Genomic DNA, 24,275 nt, shown 5'->3' with positions numbered 1-24,275 from the left:
TGCAAACCTTTATCATCAATAAATCTGTTCCCATATAAACCCATTTTAAACAGCAGTATTCTCCTTTAACAATATGGCAAATCTTCAGACCAATCTCGCAGGAATCAAATCACCGAATCCATTTTGGCTGGCATCAGCGCCTCCCACCAACAGCGGTTACCAGATCATGAAGGCATTTGATGCAGGATGGGGCGGAGCGGTCTGGAAAACGCTGGGTGTTCCGGTCGTGAATGTCTCTTCCCGTTATGGAGCGTTGAATTACCGTGATACACGCATGATGGGATTCAGTAATATCGAATTGATTTCTGACAGGCCGTTGAAGGATAACCTTCGTGAAATAGAAGCGGTGAAGAAACGGTTTCCGCATCATGCCGTTATTGCCTCACTCATGGTAGAAACAAAAGAGGAATGGCACATGATTATGCGTGACGTAACAAATGCCGGTGCTGATGGTGTGGAACTGAATTTCGGTTGTCCGCATGGAATGTGCGAGCGCGGAATGGGGAGCGCCGTCGGGCAGGAACCGAAAGTTTTAAAAACCATAGTGAGCTGGGTAAAGGAAGTGGCAACCATTCCGGTAATTGTAAAACTGACGCCCAATATCTCCGACATCACCCGGCCCGCTATGGCTGCTGCTGAAGGTGGCGGTGATGCAATCTCTTTAATCAATACTATCCAGAGTATTGTTGGTGTTGACATCGATAACTTTGTACCATATCCGGTAGTTGATGGAAAAAGTACCAATGGCGGTTATTGCGGTCCGGCAGTGAAGCCTATAGCCCTCAACATGCTGAAGAATTGCGCACAGCATCCTCAGATCAACATTCCCATCAGCGGGATCGGTGGCATTGAGAACTGGCGCGATGCCGTGGAGTTCATTTTATTAGGCGCAACATCGGTGCAGGTTTGTACGGCAGCAATGCACTACGGTTTTGGCATTATCCGCGAGATGATTGACGGATTGGAAGGTTATATGAATGAAAAAAGATTCAATTCATTAGATGATTTCAGGGGTAAAGCATTGGGACAGGTTAAGCACTGGGAAGATCTCAACCTGCGGTATAAAGTGGTGGCAGATATTCATGACGACAAATGCATTGGTTGCCAGCTATGTTATACGGCCTGTGAAGACGGTGCCCATCAGGCTATTGGTTTAAGCAGTGATCCGCAGAACAGGAAACCTCATATCATCGAAGAAAACTGTGTTGGATGCAATTTGTGTTCACTCGTTTGCCCGGTAGAAGAATGCATCACCATGGAACGCAGGGACAATGGCAAAGAGACGGTAACCTGGAAAGAAAGAACACTTGCAGGTTCCATACCAAAGGACTTTAATGATGAATTGGCAGGTGGCTTACATCACTGGGTTCCACAACCGGAAGAAGCATTGAAGAAAGCAAAACCAGCGCACTACAGATATCCTTCCTGAAGTTTTTTATTTTGTTATATGCAGGGCTCAGCAGCAGGTCGCATGATCCGCAAATATTTTTTCCTTCAAACAGGCATTGAGAAAATTAAAATGTGGTTCCGGAATTCATATTGAAATCATCATGTATGAGCTGCAGTAAGGTCAATATAAACAGGAGCTGCCTTAAAAACTGAATCCGGTTTTTGCAGGAAGCTGTCTCAAAACAGGCAATCAATGTTGTCATGTGGAATTTATTTCTGTATCTGTCAATGAACTGAAGATATCCTGATCCCGAGTAATCGTGACAGGATGATTCCAGGTATTACGAAATAGCTTCTATTCCCTTTTTACATGCGGATAATCATGCCGCTTTTCGGGTGCAATTGTATCAGCGGGTGGAGGAGGATCTTTCATGATCACCTGCGGAAAAAGTTTCGTTTCAAAACCTTCAAAGTCTTTCGCCCATTCTTTATGGTTGTAAACGCAAACCGGAAGGCAGGCGGAACAGTAGTAATGATTGGCGAAGTAGGGGAAGCATTTGGCGGTATCAACCTGGTACCGGTAGTTGCCAAGATGGTCTTTTCCGGCAGATTCGCTGCGGGTATCAGGGATTGCTTTCGCCGGGCAATAAATTCTGCAGGCACGGCAATTGTCGCAGAATTTTGCTATGCCTGCATCAATTGGATGATCTGTTTCCATTGGAATAGAAGTGATCACACTGCCCATTCTGAACAACGGTCCTAACTTTGGATGAATGATAGAGCCGTGCCGTCCCAACTCACCGAAACCCGCTTTCAGCCCAATTGGAATATGCAGCACATCGCTGTCGCCTATCGGATGTTCCACCTTGCACGAAAAACCCAGTGAACGAATATAGCTTGCGAGCTGAATGACTGTTTCTCCCAGCGTATAATAAATGCGCAGGCATTCTATGGCAGCGGCTTCAGATGGCACCACCTGGAATGCCCGCCACAACATCCTCTGGCCGACTGCAATGGCATACTTCTCCGTAACGGTTTTTCCCCTGTAAATATCTGACGGCTCAATCTTGCAGATGCCAACGATGTCGGCACCGAATGAAAATGCCTTTTCCTTTATCGTCCTTGCTGCTTCGGCTGCACTGGCAAATTCCTTTTTAACGGGAGCCACCGTGCTTTCAAAACGTTTATACTGATCCTCATAAATCTTTTGCAGGTAATCATTTACCGCTTCAATATTAATGGTTCGTCCACCCACTGCTGCATACCAGTCTTCCCAGGAAAACGCAGGCGGCGAATCACCGGCAGCGCTTATGTTTATGGGATCGTCAGATAGTGGAGGGTAGGGATCCAATGGAAAAAGTTTTGTTGATTGTTGATGACAAGGTGAACAGTGCCTTCGGGCACTTGGCCGGTCATAAATTTCCATAATAATCTGTCATAAACAAAGTACGGCCGGTCAAACGGGTTAACCGGGCTTTCACGAATAAAACATTACTTTTCCGACATGAAGTTTCTCTCCCTCAGAATCCTGTTGCTTCTCTCATCGATGCCATTGCTTTCACAGGCCCAGGAAACGGTAACTGTGATGGCCTATAATCTCCTGAACTATGAAGGTATCCAGGCCGATTCCGCTCTGCGCAATCCTTATTTCAGGAAGATTATGCAAGAAGTGAAACCGGACCTGCTTGTATGTGAAGAGATTGTTGTGTATTCGGCCATACAGGGATTCGTGGCCAACGTGATGAATGACTCCGCCGATATATATTCACTGGGCGCCTTCATAACCGGTTTTGATACCAATAAAGCCCTCATCTATCGAAATGAAAAGTTCACATTTATCAGCAACAAGGCAATAAAAACTGATTTGCGGGATATCAATGAGTTTACCGTTATTCATAAAGCAAGTGGCGATACCCTGCGTCTTTATGCGGTTCATCTGAAAGCCAGTTCTTCAGCCAGCGATGAAGCGCAGCGTGCTTTGGAAGTGGATTCGCTGCGGAAACGGACGAATGCATTGCCGGCGGGTTCTGATTTTATTGTGTGTGGTGATTTTAATATCTATTCATCCAATGAGACACCATATCAAAAACTGATGCAGGATAATGCCACGGATGATGGTAATTTCAACGATCCGCTGCCTGTCAGTGGCAACTTCAATACTTCAGCCAATGCTAAGTATCATACGCAATCACCACGTGTGCGCAGCTTCGGCGGTGGAGTGACAGGTGGCATGGATGATCGTTTTGATATGATACTTTTCAGCAATGCGATCATGGAGGCAGGCGGCATCAGCTATGTTCCCGGCAGTACGGTACCCTACGGTAATGACGGCAATCACTATAATGATTCCATCAACAGGCCACCCAATACGGCAGTGAGCATGGAAATAGCGAATGCATTGCACCAGGCGTCGGATCATATTCCCATCATTGCGAAACTACAGTTTGAGGTAACCGGTGATGAACCTATTGTTTCACAACAAACAGCAGTATCCGTATTTCCGAATCCTTTTAATGAAGAAGTAACGTTTGCGTTTTCACCTTTACCATCATCGGACATTGAGTTTTTTCTGACCGACATTGTAGGAAGGGTGGTGGAACGGCAGCAATTTCATGCTTCAGCCAAATTAATTCTTCAGCTGTCATCATTGAAAGACGGCATCTATTTCTATCACCTGAAAATAAAAGGTCAGGTGTTGCAGGGAAAAATAGCCAGGCAATAACGCTGGCTTCAAGTTAACTGCCGGAAGCGCAGACACTTTTACTGCTGATAAACTATTTGTGCAGTATATACATGATCAGCAAGCGTAACGGTCAGGTAATATATGCCGGACGCATCAGTGCTGTTGAGATGCATCTCTTCCGCCAGTTTCCCTTTGTGCAGCTGAACGCTCTTGTTCAGCTTAACCTGTCCAATGAGATTCCGTAATTCAATATTGGCCTGCACATCAACCTCAACAGGTAATTGCAGATAAATCACAAAATCTCCGTCCGTAGGATTGGGATAAACATCCAGATGCACGGGATTACTTTGTGGTGTTGCGATGCCTACGCTTATCTCATCAATGTATCCGTCACAATCATCATCAACACCATTGGGTAAAATTTCAGGGGCACCCGGATTCACTGTTGCGCTATTGTCATTGCAATCTGTGCTGTCTGCAACATAACCTGCAGGAGCTTCGCATGCGCTGATCTGATTGGTTGAGTCACCAAAGGTGTCATTATCTGCATCCTGGTAAAACAAGGTAAGCGCGAATCCTTCATCCAGTGTATCATTGCAGTTATCATCAATGCCGTTGCAGCTTTCCGTTACCGCAGGGTTTATGAAAGCGTTATTATCATTACAATCTTCATTATTAACGGAGTAACCGGTTCCGGGATTACTGCATAATGAAATGCCGGCGTTCAACTGATTACCGAAATTATCATTGTCGGCATCAGGGTAGTAGTTGATGAAAATCAAACCTTCATCCGCACTGCCATTGCAGTTGTCATCAAGTGTATTGCATGTTTCAGTTCCGGCCGGATTAATCAGCGCATTTGCGTCGTTGCAATCAGTATGATTCGTAGCATATCCTGTTCCCGGATTATTGCAGAGCGAAGTGCCGGCATCTGCCAGGCTTCCGTAGCTGTCATTATCCTGATCAAGATAATACGTCGTGAACACCAGTCCGTCATCAGCTGTTCCGTTGCAGTTGTCATCAATGCCGTTACAGGTTTCTGATGCTGAAGGATTGATGGCTGCGTTATTGTCATTGCAATCATTATGGCTTAATGAATAACCTGCGCCAGGGTTACTGCAAAGTGAAGTACCTGGATCTGCCAGGCTTCCGTAGCTGTCGTTGTCCAGATCAGCATAATAAGTAGTGAAGACCAAACCATCGTCGGCTGTGCCATTACAGTTATCATCAATACCATTGCAGCTTTCTATTGCAGCAGGATTAATCGAAGCATTACCGTCATTGCAATCGGTATTAATCACTGCAAAGCCGATTCCGGGGTTACTGCAAAGTGAAGTTCCGGCATCATTCAAATCGCCAAAAGTGTCGTTATCCAGATCAACGAAATAAGTTGTGAAGACCAAACCATCGTCGGCTGTGCCATTACAGTTATCATCAATACCGTTGCAGCTTTCTATTGCAGTTGGATTAATCGAAGCATTACCATCATCACAATCAGTGTTGACTACAGCAAAGCCGCTTCCAGGATTACTGCAAAGTGAAGTTCCGGCATCATTCAGATCACCAAAAGTGTCATTGTCGAGATCATCGTAGTAAGTAGTGAATAACAGGCCATCATCGGCAGATCCGTTACAGTTATCATCAATGCCATTGCAAGTTTCTGTAGCAGCAGGATTAATCGAAGCATTACCGTCATTGCAATCATTATTGACTACAGCAAAGCCAATTCCCGGATTACTACAAAGGGAAGTTCCGATATCATTCAAATCGCCAAAAGTGTCATTGTCGAGATCAGCATAATAAGTGGTGAAGACCAAACCATCGTCGGCTGTGCCATTACAGTTATCATCAATACCATTGCAGCTTTCTATTGCAGCAGGATTAATCGAAGCATTACCGTCATTGCAATCGGTATTAATCACTGCAAAGCCGATTCCGGGGTTACTGCAAAGTGAAGTTCCGGCATCATTCAAATCGCCAAAAGTGTCATTGTCGAGATCAGCATAATAAGTGGTGAAGACCAAACCATCGTCGGCTGTGCCATTACAGTTATCATCAATACCATTGCAGCTTTCTATTGCAGCAGGATTAATCGAAGCATTACCGTCATTGCAATCGGTATTAATCACTGCAAAGCCGATTCCGGGGTTACTGCAAAGTGAAGTTCCGGCATCATTCAAATCGCCAAAACTGTCATTGTCGAGATCAGCATAATATGTGGTGAAGACCAAACCATCGTCGGCTGAGCCATTACAGTTATCATCAATGCCGTTGCAGCTTTCTATTACGGCAGGATTAATCGAAGCATTACCATCATCACAATCGGTATTTACTACAGCAAAGCTGCTTCCCGGGTTACTGCAAAGTGAAGTACCTGGATCTGCCAGGCTTCCGTAGCTGTCGTTGTCCAGATCAGCATAATAAGTTGTGAAGACCAAACCATCGTCGGCTGTGCCATTACAGTTATCATCAATACCGTTGCAGCTTTCTATTGCAGTTGGATTAATCGAAGCATTACCATCATCACAATCAGTGTTGACTACAGCAAAGCCGCTTCCAGGATTACTGCAAAGTGAAGTTCCGGCATCATTCAGATCACCAAAAGTGTCATTGTCGAGATCATCGTAGTAAGTAGTGAATAACAGGCCATCATCGGCAGATCCGTTACAGTTATCATCAATGCCATTGCAAGTTTCTGTAGCAGCAGGATTAATCGAAGCATTACCGTCATTGCAATCATTATTGACTACAGCAAAGCCAATTCCCGGATTACTACAAAGGGAAGTTCCGATATCATTCAAATCGCCAAAAGTGTCGTTATCGAGATCAGCATAATAAGTGGTGAAGACCAGCCCGTCATCTGCAGTTCCGTTACAGTTATCATCAATGCCATTGCAGCTTTCTGTAGCAGCAGGATTGATAAATGAATTGCCATCATTGCAATCAGTATTCACTATAGCAAAACCACTTCCCGGATTACTACAAAGGGAAGTTCCGGCATCATTCAAATCACCGAAACTGTCATTGTCGAGATCAGCATAATAAGTGGTGAAGACCAAACCATCATCTGCTGAGCCATTACAGTTATCATCAATGCCATTGCAGCTTTCTATTACGGCAGGATTAATCGAAGCATTACCATCATCACAATCAGTGTTGGCCACAGCAAAACCAATTCCCGGATTATTGCAAAGTGAAGTTCCGGCATCATTCAAATCACCAAAGCTGTCGTTATCCAGATCTGCATAATATGTGGTGAAAGCGAGTCCGTCATCTGTGCTTCCGTTACAGTTATCATCAATGCCATTGCAGCTTTCTATTACGGCAGGATTAATCGAAGCATTACCATCATCACAATCGGTATTGACTACAGCAAAGCCAATTCCGGGATTATTGCAAAGTGAAGTACCGGCATCGTTCAGATCACCAAAACCGTCAAAGTCAAGATCAGCATAATAAGGAGTGAAGACCAAACCATCGTCGGCTGTGCCATTACAGTTATCATCAATACCGTTGCAGCTTTCTGTAACAACAGGATTTATTACGGCATTACCGTCATTGCAATCGGTATTAACTACAGAAAAACCGTTTCCCGGATTACTGCAAAGTGAAGTTCCGGCATCATTCAAATCACCAAAAGTGTCATTGTCGAGATCAGCATAATAAGTGGTGAAGACCAGCCCGTCATCAGCTGAGCCATTACAGTTATCATCAATGCCGTTGCAGCTTTCTATTGCAGTTGGATTAATCAAAGCATTTCCATCATCACAATCTGTGTTTACAACTGCAAAGCCAATTCCAGGATTATTGCAAAGTGAAGTTCCGGCATCATTCAGATCACCAAAAGTGTCATTGTCGAGATCAGCATAATATGTAGTGAAGACCAAACCATCGTCGGCTGTGCCATTACAGTTATCATCAATACCGTTGCAGCTTTCTGTAACAACAGGATTTATTACGGCATTACCGTCATTGCAATCGGTATTAACTACAGAAAAACCGCTTCCCGGATTACTGCAAAGTGAAGTTCCGGCATCATTCAAATCACCAAAAGTGTCATTGTCGAGATCAGCATAATAAGTGGTGAAGACCAGCCCATCATCTGCAGTTCCGTTACAGTTATCATCAATGCCGTTGCAGCTTTCTGTAACAGCAGGATTTATTGCGGCATTACCGTCATTGCAATCGGTATTAACTACAGAAAAACCACTTCCCGGATTACTACAAAGGGAGGTTCCGGCATCATTCAAATCGCCAAAAGTGTCGTTATCAAGGTCAGCATAATATGTAGTGAAAACGAGGCCGTCATCGGCAGATCCGTTGCAGTTGTCATCAATGCCATTACAACTTTCGGTAGCAGCAGGATTAATCGAAGTATTACCATCATCACAATCGGTATTGACTACAGCAAAACCGATTCCGGGATTACTGCAAAGTGAAGTTCCGGGATCATTCAAATCACCAAAACTGTCATTGTCGAGATCAGCATAATAAGTGGTGAAGACCAGCCCGTCATCTGCAGTTCCGTTACAGTTATCATCAATGCCATTGCAGCTTTCTGTAGCAGCAGGATTTATTGCGGCATTACCATCATCACAATCTGTATTGACTACAGCAAAACCAATTCCGGGATTACTACAAAGGGAGGTTCCGGCATCATTCAAATCGCCAAAAGTGTCGTTATCGAGATCAGCATAATAAGTGGTAAAGACGAGTCCGTCATCGGCTGTACCGCTACAGTTATCATCAATACCGTTGCAGCTTTCTATCACAGCAGGATTAATCGAAGCATTACCATCATCACAATCTGTATTGACTACAGCAAAACCGATTCCGGGATTACTGCAAAGTGAAGTTCCGGCATCATTCAGATCACCAAAAGTGTCATTGTCGAGATCAGCATAATAAGTAGTGAAGACCAGTCCATCATCTGTGCTTCCGTTACAGTTGTCATCAATACCGTTGCAGCTTTCTATCACAGCAGGATTAATCGAAGCATTACCATCATCACAATCGGTATTAACTACAGCAAAGCCGCTTCCGGGATTACTGCAAAGTGAAGTTCCGGCATCGTTCAAATCACCGAAACTGTCATTGTCGAGATCAGCATAATAAGTAGTGAAGACGAGGCCATCATCTGTGCTTCCGTTACAGTTGTCATCAATACCGTTGCAGCTTTCTGTAGCAGCAGGATTTATTGCGGCATTACCGTCATTGCAATCGGTATTGTCTACAGCAAAGCCGCTTCCCGGATTGCTGCAAAGTGAAGTTCCGATATCATTCAAATCGCCAAAAGTGTCGTTATCCAGATCAACGAAATAAGTTGTGAGGACCAAACCATCGTCGGCTGTGCCATTACAGTTATCATCAATACCGTTGCAGCTTTCTATTGCAGTTGGATTAATCGAAGCATTACCATCATCACAATCAGTGTTGACTACAGCAAAGCCGCTTCCAGGATTACTGCAAAGTGAAGTTCCGGCATCATTCAAATCACCAAAACTGTCATTGTCGAGATCAGCATAATAAGTGGTGAAGACGAGGCCATCATCAGCTGAGCCATTACAGTTATCATCAATGCCGTTGCAGCTTTCTATTGCAGTTGGATTAATCAAAGCATTTCCATCATTGCAATCGGTATTGACTTCAACAAAGCCGATTCCGGGATTGCTGCAAAGTGAAGTTCCGGCATCATTCAGATCACCAAAAGTGTCATTGTCGAGATCGGCAAAATAAGTAGTGAAGACCAGCCCATCATCTGTGCTTCCGTTACAGTTGTCATCAATGCCATTGCAACTTTCTATTGCAGTTGGATTAATCGAAGCATTACCATCATCACAATCAGTGTTGGCCACAGCAAAACCAATTCCCGGATTATTGCAAAGTGAAGTTCCGGCATCGTTCAGATCACCAAAACCGTCAAAGTCAAGATCAGCATAATAAGTAGTGAAGACCAAACCATCATCTGCTGAGCCATTACAGTTATCATCAATGCCGTTGCAGCTTTCTGTAACAACAGGATTTATTGCGGCATTACCGTCATTGCAATCGGTATTAACTACAGAAAAGCCGCTTCCGGGATTACTACAGAGTGAAATTCCGGCATCATTTAAATCGCCAAAAGTGTCGTTATCTAAATCAGCATAATAAGTAGTAAAGACCAGTCCGTCATCGGCTGCGCCATTACAGTTGTCATCAATGCTGTTACATATTTCGGCAGCATTGGGATGAATGCTTGCATTGATGTCGTAGCAGTCGGTGTTATTGTTTGCAAAACCGGCCCCTGGATTATTGCACAAAGAAATACCTGGCAGAAAGAAATCTCCGTATCCATCACTGTCTTGATCAGGATAATAGGTAACAAAGACGAGCCCATCATCGGCTGTTCCATTACAGTTATCATCAATGCCGTTGCAGCTTTCTATTGCAGTTGGATTAATCGAAGCATTACCATCATTGCAATCAGTATTCACTACAGCAAAGCCAATTCCAGGATTATTGCAAAGTGAAGTTCCGGCATCATTCAAATCGCCAAAAGTGTCGTTGTCGAAATCAGCATAATAAGTGGTAAAGACGAGTCCGTCATCGGCTGCGCCATTACAGTTGTCGTCAAAGCCGTTGCAGCTTTCTATCACAGAAGGATTAATCGAAGCATTACTGTCATTGCAATCAGTGTTGGCCACAGCAAAGCCAATTCCGGGATTGCTGCAAAGTGAAGTTCCGATATCATTCAAATCACCGAAACTGTCGTTATCCAAATCTGCAAAATATGTGGTGAAAACAAGTCCGTCATCTATGCTTCCGTTGCAATTATCATCAATGCCATTACAACTTTCGCTAGCAGCAGGATTAATCGAAGCATTACCATCATTGCAATCAGTGTTGACTACAGTAAAGCCACTTCCGGGATTATTACAGAGAGAAGTTCCGGCATCATTCAAATCGCCAAAGCTGTCGTTATCCTGATCAACATAATACGTGGTGAATACCAGTCCGTCATCGGCAGTACCATCGCAGTCATCATCGGTACTGTTACAGGTTTCTGTAGCCGACGGGTTGATGGAAGCACTGGCATCATTGCAGTCGAGGTTGTTGATGGCAAATCCGGTTCCGGGATTGCTGCAAAGGTCGACACCCGAGGCAGCCTGGTTTCCGAATCCGTCGCCATCGGCATCGGTATAATAAGTCACAAAGAGTCCTTCATCAGCGGAACCGCTGCAGTTGTCATCAATGGTGTTACAGATTTCAGGAGCGGCCGGGTTGATGGAAGCAATTGCATCATTGCAGTCAGTAGGGAGGAGCACGAATCCTGCGGGTTGGGCGCAGCTGTCGATCTGTATTGCAGGGTTTCCAAAGCCATCACCATCTGCATCGGCGTAATAAGAAATGATTCCCACCGCATCATCGGCTGTGCCGTTACAGTTATCATCAATGCCATTGCAAGTTTCTGTAGCAGCAGGATTGATAAAGGCATTGCCATCATTGCAATCAGTATTCACTACAGCAAAACCGCTTCCTGGATTATTACATAGCGAAGTACCGGCATCATTCAGATCACCAAAAGTGTCGTTGTCGAGATCAGCGTAGTAAGTGGTAAATAACAGGCCATCATCGGCAGATCCGTTACAGTTATCATCAATGCCATTACAGCTTTCTATTGCAGCGGGATTAATGGAAGCATTACCATCATTGCAATCACTATGACTTAATGAAAAACCTGCACCGGGATTATTACATAGCGAAGTACCGGCATCGTTCAGATCACCAAAAGTGTCGTTGTCGAGATCAGCATAATAAGTAGTGAAGACGAGCCCGTCATCTGTGCTTCCGTTACAGTTATCATCAATGCCATTGCAGGTTTCTATTGCAGTTGGATTGATAAAGGAATTACCATCATTGCAATCAGTATTCACTACAGCAAAACCGATTCCCGGATTATTACAGAGGGAAGTTCCGCCATCGTTCAGATCACCAAAATTGTCATTGTCGAGATCAGCATAATAAGTGGTGAAGACGAGTCCGTCATCTGCAGTTCCGTTACAGTTATCATCAATGCCATCGCAACTTTCGGCAGCAGCAGGATTGATGTTAGCATTGGCATCATTACAATCGGTATTGACTATGGCGAAGCCGATTCCGGGGTTACTGCAAAGTGAAGTTCCGGCATCATTCAGATCACCAAAACTATCGTTGTCGAGATCGGCAAAATAAGTAGTGAAGACGAGCCCGTCATCTGCTGTGCCATTACAGTTATCATCAATACCATTGCAGCTTTCGGCAGCAGCAGGATTGATGGTAGCATTGGCATCATTACAATCGGTATTGACTATGGCGAAGCCAATTCCGGGGTTACTGCAAAAGGAAGTTCCGGCATCATTCAGGTCACCAAAAGTGTCGTTATCCAGATCAGTATAGTAAGTAGTGAAGACGAGTCCGTCATCGGCTGCGCCATTACAGTTGTCATCTATGCTGTTACATATTTCGGCAGCATTGGGATGAATGCTTGCATTGATGTCGTAGCAGTCGGTGTTATTGTTTGCAAAACCGGCCCCTGGATTATTGCACAAAGAAATGCCTGGCAGAAAGAAATCTCCGTATCCATCACCGTCTTGATCAGGATAATAGGTAACAAAGACGAGCCCATCATCGGCTGTTCCGTTACAGTTATCATCAATGCCGTTGCAGCTTTCTATTGCAGCAGGATTAATCGAAGCATTAGCATCATTGCAATCGGTGTTAATCACTGCAAAGCCGATTCCGGGGTTATTACAAAGTGAAATTCCGGCATCGTTCAAATCACCAAAACTGTCATTGTCGAGATCGGTATAATAAGTAGTGAAGACGAGCCCATCATCTGTGCTTCCGTTACAGTTGTCATCAATGCCATTGCAACTTTCTATTGCAGTTGGATTAATCGAAGCATTACCATCATCACAATCAGTGTTGGCCACAGCAAAACCAATTCCCGGATTATTGCAAAGTGAAGTTCCGGCATCATTCAGATCACCAAAACCGTCAAAGTCAAGATCAGCATAATAAGTAGTGAAGACCAAACCATCGTCGGCTGTGCCATTACAGTTATCATCAATGCCGTTGCAGCTTTCTGTAACAGCAGGATTTATTGCGGCATTACCGTCATTGCAATCGGTATTAACTACAGAAAAACCACTTCCCGGATTACTGCAAAGGGAAGTTCCGGCATCATTCAAATCACCAAAAGTGTCATTGTCGAGATCAGCATAATAAGTGGTGAAGACCAGCCCATCATCTGTGCTTCCGGTACAGTTATCATCAATGCCGTTGCAGCTTTCTGTAACAGCAGGATTTATTGCGGCATTACCGTCATTGCAATCGGTATTAACTACAGAAAAACCACTTCCCGGATTACTACAAAGGGAGGTTCCGGCATCATTCAAATCACCAAAACTGTCATTGTCGAGATCAGCATAATAAGTGGTGAAGACCAGCCCGTCATCAGCTGAGCCATTACAGTTATCATCAATGCCGTTGCAGCTTTCTATTGCAGTTGGATTAATCAAAGCATTTCCATCATCACAATCTGTGTTTACAACTGCAAAGCCAATTCCAGGATTATTGCAAAGTGAAGTTCCGGCATCATTCAAATCACCAAAACTGTCATTGTCGAGATCAGCATAATAAGTCGTGAAGACCAGCCCGTCATCAGCTGAGCCATTACAGTTATCATCAATACCATTGCAGCTTTCTATTGCAGTTGGATTAATCAAAGCATTTCCATCATTGCAATCGGTATTAACTACAGAAAAACCACTTCCCGGATTATTACAAAGCGAAGTTCCGATATCATTCAAATCGCCAAAAGTGTCGTTATCGAGATCAGCATAATAAGTAGTGAAGACGAGGCCATCATCAGCTGAGCCATTACAGTTATCATCAATGCCGTTGCAGCTTTCTGTAACAACAGGATTTATTGCGGCATTACCGTCATTGCAATCGGTATTAACTACAGAAAAGCCGCTTCCGGGATTACTACAGAGTGAAATTCCGGCATCATTTAAATCGCCAAAAGTGTCGTTATCTAAATCAGCATAATAAGTAGTAAAGACCAGCCCGTCATCGGCTGTTCCGTTGCAATTGTCGTCTATACCATTGCAGATTTCAGTAGCATCAGGATGAATACTTGCATTGATATCGTAGCAATCAGTGTTATTAGCGGCAAATCCATTTCCGGGATCATTACAGAAATTGATGCCGGGCTGGAAAAAATCTCCATAGCCATCGCCATCCTGATCAGGGTAATAGGTAACATATACTAAGCCATCATCGGTTGCCCCGTTGCAGTTGTCATCAATGCCGTTGCAGCTTTCTGATGCAGCCGGATTGATGATGGCATTGTTGTCGTTACAGTCGAGATGGTTGACGGAGAAGCCTGAGCCGGGATCAGCACAAAGTGAATTTCCGGGATCCGAGACATTTCCATAGGTGTCATGATCCTGATCAGCATAATAGGTGATAAAAACTAAGCCATCATCTGCTGTGCCATTGCAGTTATCATCAATGTTATTACAGCTTTCAGCTGCTCCGGGATTGATGGCTATGTTACCGTCATTACAATCAGTATGATTGGTAACAAATCCGGGCCCCGGATAATAACAAACCGTATTGCCCGGGTTTGAAAGCTTGCCGTAACCGTCATGGTCCTGGTCAGGGTAGTAGGTGGTGAATACCAGTCCGTCATCGGCAGTGCCATCGCAGTCATCATCGGTACTGTTACAGGTTTCTGTAGCCGACGGGTTGATGGAAGCACTGGCATCATTGCAGTCGAGGTTGTTGATGGCAAATCCGGTTCCGGGATTGCTGCAAAGGTCGACACCCGAGGCAGCCTGGTTTCCGAATCCGTCGCCATCGGCATCGGTATAATAAGTCACAAAGAGTCCTTCATCAGCGGAACCGCTGCAGTTGTCATCAATGGTGTTACAGATTTCAGGAGCGGCCGGGTTGATGGAAGCAATTGCATCATTGCAGTCAGTAGGGAGGAGCACGAATCCTGCGGGTTGGGCGCAGCTGTCGATCTGTATTGCAGGGTTTCCAAAGCCATCACCATCTGCATCGGCGTAATAAGAAATGATTCCCACCGCATCATCGGCTGTGCCGTTACAGTTATCATCAATGCCATTGCAAGTTTCTGTAGCAGCAGGATTGATAAAGGCATTGCCATCATTGCAATCAGTATTCACTACAGCAAAACCGCTTCCTGGATTATTACATAGCGAAGTACCGGCATCATTCAGATCACCAAAAGTGTCGTTGTCGAGATCAGCGTAGTAAGTGGTAAATAACAGGCCATCATCGGCAGATCCGTTACAGTTATCATCAATGCCATTACAGCTTTCTATTGCAGCGGGATTAATGGAAGCATTACCATCATTGCAATCACTATGACTTAATGAAAAACCTGCACCGGGATTATTACATAGCGAAGTACCGGCATCGTTCAGATCACCAAAAGTGTCGTTGTCGAGATCAGCGTAGTAAGTGGTGAATAAAAGGCCATCATCGGCAGATCCGTTACAGTTATCATCAATGCCATCGCAACTTTCGGCAGCAGCAGGATTGATGTTAGCATTGGCATCATTACAATCGGTATTGACTATGGCGAAGCCTACACCCGGATTATTGCAAAGGGAAGTTCCGGCATCATTCAAATCACCAAAAGTGTCATTATCGAGATCAGCATAATAAGTGGTGAAGACCAGCCCATCATCTGTGCTTCCGTTACAGTTATCATCAATGCCATCGCAACTTTCGGCAGCAGCAGGATTGATGGTAGCATTGGCATCATTACAATCGGTATTGATTATGGCGAAGCCGATTCCGGGGTTACTGCAAAGTGAAGTTCCGGTATCATTCAGATCACCAAAACTATCGTTGTCGAGATCGGCATAGTAAGTAGTGAAGACGAGCCCGTCATCTGCTGAGCCATTACAGTTGTCATCAAGGCTGTTACATATTTCGGCAGCATTGGGATGAATGCTTGCATTGATGTCGTAGCAGTCGGTGTTATTGTTTGCAAAACCGGCCCCTGGATTATTGCACAAAGAAATTCCTGGCAGAAAGAAATCTCCGTATCCATCACCGTCTTGATCAGGATAATAGGTAACAAAGACGAGCCCATCATCGGCTGTTCCGTTACAGTTATCATCAATGCCATTGCAACTTTCGGCAGCAGCAGGGTTGATGAAGGCATTAGCATCATCGCAATCGGTATTGACTACAGCAAAACCAATTCCGGGATTACTACAGAGTGAAGTTCCGGCATTATTCAAATCACCAAAGCTGTCGTTATCCAGATCAGCAAAATAAGTAGTGAAGACCAGGCCGTCATCAGCTGATCCGTTGCAGTTATCATCAATACCGTTGCAGCTTTCAATAGCCGTAGGATTAACGGAAGCATTGGCATCATCACAATCAGTATTTAATACGGCAAAACCAATTCCCGGATCAATACAAAGGGAAGTGCCGGGATCTGCGATATTGCCAAATGCATCATGATCAAGGTCGAGATAGTAGGTGGTGAAAACTATGCCGTCATCAGTCAATGTATTGCAATTGTCGTCTATGCCATTGCAGCTTTCCAGGGCATTTGGATTAATCGAAGCATTACCGTCATTGCAATCAGTATTGACTACAGCAAAGCCGATTCCCGGAATATTGCAAAGGGAAGTGCCGCCATCATTCAGATCACCAAAATTGTCGTTGTCGAGGTCAGCATAATAAGTGGTGAAGACGAGTCCGTCATCGGCTGTTCCGTTGCAGTTGTCATCAATGCCATTGCAGGATTCTATTGCAGCAGGATTGATTACGGCACTACCATCATCACAATCAGTGTTTACAATTGCAAAGCCTACTCCCGGATTATTACAAAGGGAAGTACCGCCATCATTCAGATCACCAAAATTGTCGTTGTCGAGGTCAGCATAATAAGTGGTGAAGACGAGCCCGTCATCGGCTGTTCCGTTGCAGTTATCATCTATGCCATTGCAGCTTTCTGCCGCTGCAGGATTGATGGATGCATTATTGTCATTACAATCATTGTGGTTTGATGAGAAGCCGAAGCCCGGATTATTACAAAGCGAAGTGCCGGCATCGTTGAGATCACCAAAAGTGTCATGATCGAGGTCAGCATAATAAGAAGTGAAGGCCAGGCCATCATCAGCTGTTCCGTTGCAATTATCATCAATGCCGTTGCAGTTTTCCGCAGCCGCAGGATTTATGGAAGCATTTATATCATTGCAATCTGTATTGCTGGCAGCATAACCATTGCCCGGGTTAACACAAAAAGCAGTTCCCGGATCGAGTATATTTCCAAACCCATCCTGATCCAGGTCGGTGTAGTAAACAGTGAAAATCAGCCCCTCATCGGTAAGGCCGTTGCAATTATCATCAAGGGCATTACAGTTTTCGGGCGCATCAGGATTGATTGCTGCATCATAATCATAGCAATCATCATTATTTTCTACATAGTTATTGCCTGGTTGATTGCATAAGGAAATGCCGGGCTCAAAGGCATCACCGAATCCATCTTGATCTGTGTCAGGAAAATAAGTAGTAAAAACAAGTCCTTCATCAGTGATACCATTACAGTTATCATCTGAACCATTACAGCTTTCTGCCGCACCGGGATTAACAGCGGAGTTTTCATCATTGCAATCACTGTTATTCAGGACAAAGCCTGTACCGGGGTTGCTGCAAGCGGAAATGCCCGGATCATTTGTATTGCCATAACTATCATTGTCGAGATCAATATACCAGGATAAATAAACCAATCCGTCATCCGTTGCCCCGTTGCAATTGTCATCTATGCTGTTGCAGCTTTCTGATGCAGCCGGATTGATGATGGCATTGTTGTCGTTACAGTCGAGATGGTTGACGGAGAAGCCTGAGCCGGGATCAGCACAAAGTGAATTTCCGGGATCCGAGACATTTCCATAGGTGTCATGATCCTGATCAGCATAATAGGTGATAAAAACTAAGCCATCATCTGCTGTGCCATTGCAGTTATCATCAATGTTATTACAGCTTTCAGCTGCTCCGGGATTGATGGCTATGTTACCGTCATTACAATCAGTATGATTGGTAACAAATCCGGGCCCCGGATAATAACAAACCGTATTGCCCGGGTTTGAAAGCTTGCCGTAACCGTCATGGTCCTGGTCAGGGTAGTAGGTGGTGAATACCAGTCCGTCATCGGCAGTGCCATCGCAGTCATCATCGGTACTGTTACAGGTTTCTGTAGCCGACGGGTTGATGGAAGCACTGGCATCATTGCAGTCGAGGTTGTTGATGGCAAATCCGGTTCCGGGATTGCTGCAAAGGTCGACACCCGAGGCAGCCTGGTTTCCGAATCCGTCGCCATCGGCATCGGTATAATAAGTCACAAAGAGTCCTTCATCAGCGGAACCGCTGCAGTTGTCATCAATGGTGTTACAGATTTCAGGAGCGGCCGGGTTGATGGAAGCAATTGCATCATTGCAGTCAGTGGGGAGGAGCACGAATCCTGCGGGTTGGGCGCAGCTGTCGATCTGTATTGCAGGGTTTCCAAAGCCATCACCATCTGCATCGGCGTAATAAGAAATGATTCCCACCGCATCATCGGCTGTACCGTTACAGTTATCATCAATACCATTGCAGCTTTCAACTGCAGCGGGATTAACGGAAGCATTACCATCATTGCAATCACTATGACTTAATGAAAAACCTGCACCGGGATTATTACATAGCGAAGTACCGGCATCGTTCAGATCACCAAAGGTGTCGTTGTCGAGATCAGCGTAGTAAGTGGTGAATAACAGGCCATCATCGGCAGATCCGTTACAGTTGTCATCAATGCCATTGCAAGTTTCTATTGCAGCGGGATTAATGGAAGCATTACCATCATTGCAATCAGTATTGACTACAGCAAAGCCGATTCCCGGATTATTACAGAGGGAAGTTCCGCCATCATTCAGATCACCAAAATTGTCATTGTCGAGATCAGCATAATAAGTGGTGAAGACGAGTCCGTCATCTGCAGTTCCGTTACAGTTATCATCAATGCCATCGCAACTTTCGACAGCAGCAGGATTGATGTTAGCATTGGCATCATTACAATCGGTATTGACTATGGCGAAGCCTACACCCGGATTATTGCAAAGGGAAGTTCCGGCATCATTCAAATCACCAAAACTATCGTTGTCGAGATCGGCATAATAAGTAGTGAAGATCATCCCATCATCTGTGCTTCCGTTACAGTTATCGTCAATGCCATCGCAACTTTCGGCAGCAGCAGGATTGATGGTAGCATTGGCATCATTACAATCGGTATTGACTATGGCGAAGCCGATTCCGGGGTTACTGCAAAGTGAAGTACCGGCATCGTTCAGATCACCAAAGGTGTCGTTGTCGAGATCAGCGTAGTAAGTGGTGAATAACAGGCCATCATCGGCAGATCCGTTACAGTTGTCATCAATGCCATTACATGTTTCCAGTGCAGACGGATTAATGGCAGCACTCGCATCATTGCAATCACTATTATTAGCAGCGTGTCCGGCACCGGGATTATAGCAGAGATTGATTCCGGGATCAAGTATATTTCCAAATCCATCATTATCATTATCTGCATAGTAGTTGATAAAGTTTAAGCCTTCATCTGTATTGCCATTGCAATTGTCGTCGATGCCATTGCAATTTTCTGCGGCATTGGGATTGATCAATGCATTTAAATCATAACAATCAAAATTATTTATTGCGAATCCGGCACCCGGATCTATACATGAAGTTGCGCCAGTCACAAACATATTACCGAAGCCATCATTGTCCTGATCGGCATAATATGTATTGAAAGTTAATCCTTCATCTGATATTCCATTACAATTGTCATCGATTGCATTGCAGCTTTCAGCCATTAATGGATGAATAAATGCATTAGTATCATTACAATCGGAATTATTAGCGGAGAATCCAATACCTGGATTATTGCATAGCGAATTTCCGGGATCTGAAATACTGCCAAAACCATCAATATCATTATCGGCATAATAGATAATGAAAACAATACCGTCATCTATGGTTCCATTACAATTATCATCTAAAGTATTGCAGCTTTCAGCAGCCACAGGATTGATGGCTGCATTTCCGTCATTACAGTCGAGATGATTGACTGAGAAGCCTGAACCCGGATCAACGCAAAGTGAATTTCCAGGATCGGAGATATTTCCGTAAGCATCATTGTCCTGATCAATATAATAAGTGATGAAAGCTAAACCATCATCTGAGCTTCCGTTACAATCATCATCAGCAGCATTGCATATCTCGAAAGCAGCAGGATTGATGGCAGCATTGCCGTCATTACAATCGAGATGATTGACTGAGAAGCCTGAACCCGGATCAGCGCAAAGTGAATTTCCAGGATCGGAGATATTTCCGTAAGCATCATTGTCCTGATCAATATAATAAGTGATGAAAGCTAAACCATCATCTGCGCTTCCGTTACAATCATCATCAGCAGCGTTGCATATCTCGAAAGCTGCAGGATTGATGGTTGCATTTGCGTCATTACAGTCGAGATGATTAACGGAGAAGCCTGAGCCCGGATCGGCGCAAAGCGAATTTCCCGGATCGGAGATATTTCCGTAAGCATCATTGTCCTGATCAATATAATAAGTGATGAAAGCTAAACCATCATCAGCACTTCCGTTACAATCATCATCAGCAGCGTTGCATATTTCAATAGCTGCAGGATTGATGGTTGCATTTCCGTCATTACAGTCGAGATGATTAAAGGAAAAGCCTGAGCCCGGATCGGCGCAAAGCGAATTTCCCGGATCGGAGATATTTCCGTAAGCATCATTGTCCTGATCAATATAATAAGTGATGAAAGCTAAACCATCATCAGCACTTCCGTTACAATCATCATCAGCAGCGTTGCATATTTCAATAGCTGCAGGATTGATGGTTGCATTTCCGTCATTACAGTCGAGATGATTAAAGGAAAAGCCTGAACCCGGATCGGCACAAAGCGAATTGCCCGGATCGGAGATATTTCCGTAAGCATCATTATCCTGATCAATATAATAAGTGTTGAAAGCTAAACCATCATCTGCGCTTCCGTTACAATCATCATCAGCAGCGTTGCATATCTCGAAAGCTGCAGGATTGATGGTTGCATTTCCGTCATTACAGTCGAGATGATTAACGGAGAAGCCTGAGCCCGGATCGGCACAAAGCGAATTGCCCGGATCGGAGATGTTTCCGTAAGCATCATTGTCCTGATCAATATAATAAGTGTTGAAAGCTAAACCATCATCTGCGCTTCCGTTACAATCATCATCAGCAGCGTTGCATATCTCGAAAGCTGCAGGATTGATGGTTGCATTTCCGTCATTACAGTCGAGATGATTAACGGAGAAGCCTGAGCCCGGATCGGCACAAAGCGAATTGCCCGGATCGGAGATGTTTCCGTAAGCATCATTGTCCTGATCAATATAATAAGTGTTGAAAGCTAAACCATCATCTGCGCTTCCGTTACAATCATCATCAGCAGCGTTGCATATTTCAATAGCTGCAGGATTGATGGTTGCATTTCCGTCATTACAATCGAGATGATTAAAGGAAAAGCCTGAACCCGGATCAGCACAGAGCGAATTTCCCGGATCGGAGATATTTCCGTAAGCATCATTGTCCTGATCAATATAATAAGTGATGAAAGCTAAAGCATCATCAGCACTTCCGTTACAATCATCATCAGCAGCGTTGCATATTTCAATAGCTGCAGGATTGATGGCAGCATCTCCGTCATTACAATCGAGATGATTAACGGAGAAACCTGCACCCGGATCAGCACAAAGTGAATTTCCCGGATCGGAGATGTTTCCGTACGTGTCCAGATCAATATCAGAATAGTATGTGATAAAACTTAGCCCTTCATCAGTCAGACCATTACAATTATCATCTGTTCCATTGCAATTTTCTGCCAGGTCAGGATGTATTTCCGGATTTAAATCGTTGCAGTCGGTATTTATTATTGAAAATCCACTGCCTGGATTATTGCAAAATAATTCGCCCGGCAGAAGAAGATCTCCATAGCCATCACCATCAATATCCGGAAAATAAAGTACAGCCAATCCTTCATCAATGCTTCCATTGCAGTTATCATCCAAAGTATTGCATAACTCGGTGGCTGATGGATGAATTGCCGCATTAGCATCATTGCAGTCATCATGGCTAACCGCATATCCTGCGCCGGGATTGTTACATAAAGAAACGCCTTGAGCTGACAGGTTTCCGAAACCATCGTCATCTGCGTCGGTATAATAGGTTGTAAAAACTAATCCTTCATCAACGAGGCCATTACAATTATCGTCGAGGCCATTGCAGTTTTCTGCAGCACCAGGATGAATTTGTGCATTTGAATCGTTGCAATCTGTTGTATCTGTAACATAACCGATAGGCTGTGCAACAGAATCTTTTCTTATATCGAAATTTCCATAAGTATCGCCATCTGCATCGGCAAAATAGGCGTTCTCGAGTTTACATTTTCCAAGTTTGAAGTTTGTGGTATCACCAGTCGATAGCCGGAGACTATCCAGCTGATCCCGGTGAATCTGTATTAAGGCGGCATAAGCAGGATCGTTGATAAGATTGATATTCTGCTGAGGGTCATTAATGAGGTCAAAAAACTCTTCTGTGGTGCTGTTACAAAGGCTGTAGATGTAAGTATAATCCAGTGACCTCACGGCTTCCCATTTATTACCGCCTTCGGGATAGTTTTCGTAATAAAAGTATTTGCGATGTACCTGACCCTGTGCAAGCTGATGCAGTGACACGCCATCCATATTAAAAGTATCAGGAATACCTGCGGCTTCCAGCAGCGTAGAAGCGATATCAATATTGGCGGCAATTTCATTGTCTATCACAGTGCCAGCTTGAAACCAGGCCGGATATCGCACAAATAGCGGCACACGGAGCGACTCTTCATAGGCGAGAATTTTTTTCTCCATGCCATGTTCGCCCAGCAGGTATCCATTATCGCTCGAAAAAATAATTAATGTGCTGTCGAGAATCTGATGCGCTTCGAGGTATTTCATTACACTGTCAACTGCATATTCTGCAGCATGTCCTGTTTCATAATAATCCCTTATTGCCTGATCCAGGTCTGTGGAGTCACCTTCAAACAAATGTCCCGGGTACAAGTACGAAGGAAAATCTTTGGTATAAAGACCTGTATTTTCGGGGTAATTGATATTAGCCTGCTGATACAAGGTCTCTTCTCCCGGGTAGGGTTCATACGGACTGTGCGGATAGCGGTAAAAGAGAAAAAGTGCCCATGGAGATCCGTCGGGCACCATGTTTTCTACAAAATTCAACCCTAAATCGGTATAGACGGTTGCTTCCGGTTCAATATAATAAGCGAGGGAGCCATCATCAAAACGGATGGTCATACTGTCGTGTTCGATGGAGTCAGTTACGGCCCAGAAATCGAATCCTACGGGATCATCAGGTATGTGAAAATCCAGTAACCATTTACCTATAAAAGCAGTCTTATAACCATTATCCTGTAGTACAGAAGACACGTAGGTTAATCCTGGATTTGGGGAAGTTCCATTATCCAGCGTTCCATGATGATGTGCGTAGAGACCTGTATAGATGGATGCGCGGCTTGGAGCGCATAGCGACGTGGTAACTCCCGTAAACCTGAAATTGACGCCTTCTTCGGCAATCCTGTTGATGGATGGAGTGCTAAAAAATGCCGGTCCGCCATTGGGTGCGAACATGTCATACCGCGCATCATCCAGCATGATTACCACAATATTGGGCTTGCTCTGCTGCGCTTCGACGCCTTCAGCCATCAGAAGACTGAACACAATGACGAATAATTTCCCGTATCGCGCCAATATTGAATCGGATGCCACGATAGCCGGCCTGTCATTATATTTGATAGCCGGCTTCTGCAATTCCATCAGGATGCGAGGCCATAAACCGGCAATGCATTTCGTTAAACGTACTGTTAAAAGTTCGTAGATGTTTATGATCATAGCGGAGAGACAAATAAACGAAAAGTAAAGTTATCAGCCAGCGCTTTTTATAGCTGATTGAGGCGTAACAGATACTGTTTATAGTCGCTCTCTTGTTATGATGTCAACAGGGTGATACCTGTACCATGCAAGAAGCGATTTGTTTTGATAGT

The 24,275-nt window shown here is 44.4% G+C and carries 4 protein-coding genes; 2 read left to right on the top strand and 2 right to left on the bottom strand.

Translation table 11 applies throughout. The features are described from left to right. Positions 1 to 73 precede the first annotated feature (73 nt). Positions 74 to 1,429, top strand: coding sequence for an NAD-dependent dihydropyrimidine dehydrogenase subunit PreA (gene preA / locus K1X61_03790; GenBank protein ID MBX7107752.1), 1,356 nt, complete (start codon positions 74 to 76; stop codon positions 1,427 to 1,429). 315 nt (positions 1,430 to 1,744) lie between these two features. On the opposite strand, the gene K1X61_03785 is transcribed toward preA, so the two are convergent. Next, positions 1,745 to 2,740, bottom strand: a complete 996-nt coding sequence (locus K1X61_03785; protein MBX7107751.1) for a hypothetical protein — start codon at positions 2,738 to 2,740, stop codon at positions 1,745 to 1,747. A 153-nt stretch (positions 2,741 to 2,893) separates the two neighbouring features. On the opposite strand from K1X61_03785, the gene K1X61_03780 reads away from it, so the two are divergent. Continuing rightward, complete coding sequence (locus tag K1X61_03780; protein ID MBX7107750.1) at positions 2,894 to 4,111, top strand: T9SS type A sorting domain-containing protein; 1,218 nt, start codon at positions 2,894 to 2,896, stop codon at positions 4,109 to 4,111. A gap of 38 nt (positions 4,112 to 4,149) precedes the next feature. Here K1X61_03780 and K1X61_03775 read toward each other — a convergent pair whose 3' ends face one another. Further along, a complete protein-coding gene (locus K1X61_03775) occupies positions 4,150 to 24,048 on the bottom strand; it encodes a sulfatase-like hydrolase/transferase (protein ID MBX7107749.1) in 19,899 nt (6,632 codons plus the stop codon). Positions 24,049 to 24,275: the final 227 nt, after the last annotated feature.

Source organism: Chitinophagales bacterium (genome assembly GCA_019694975.1).
Lineage (GTDB): Bacteria > Bacteroidota > Bacteroidia > Chitinophagales > UBA10324 > JACCZZ01.
The sequence above is the reverse complement of the archived record's forward strand: the minus strand, read 5'-3'. Positions and strand labels throughout refer to the sequence as shown.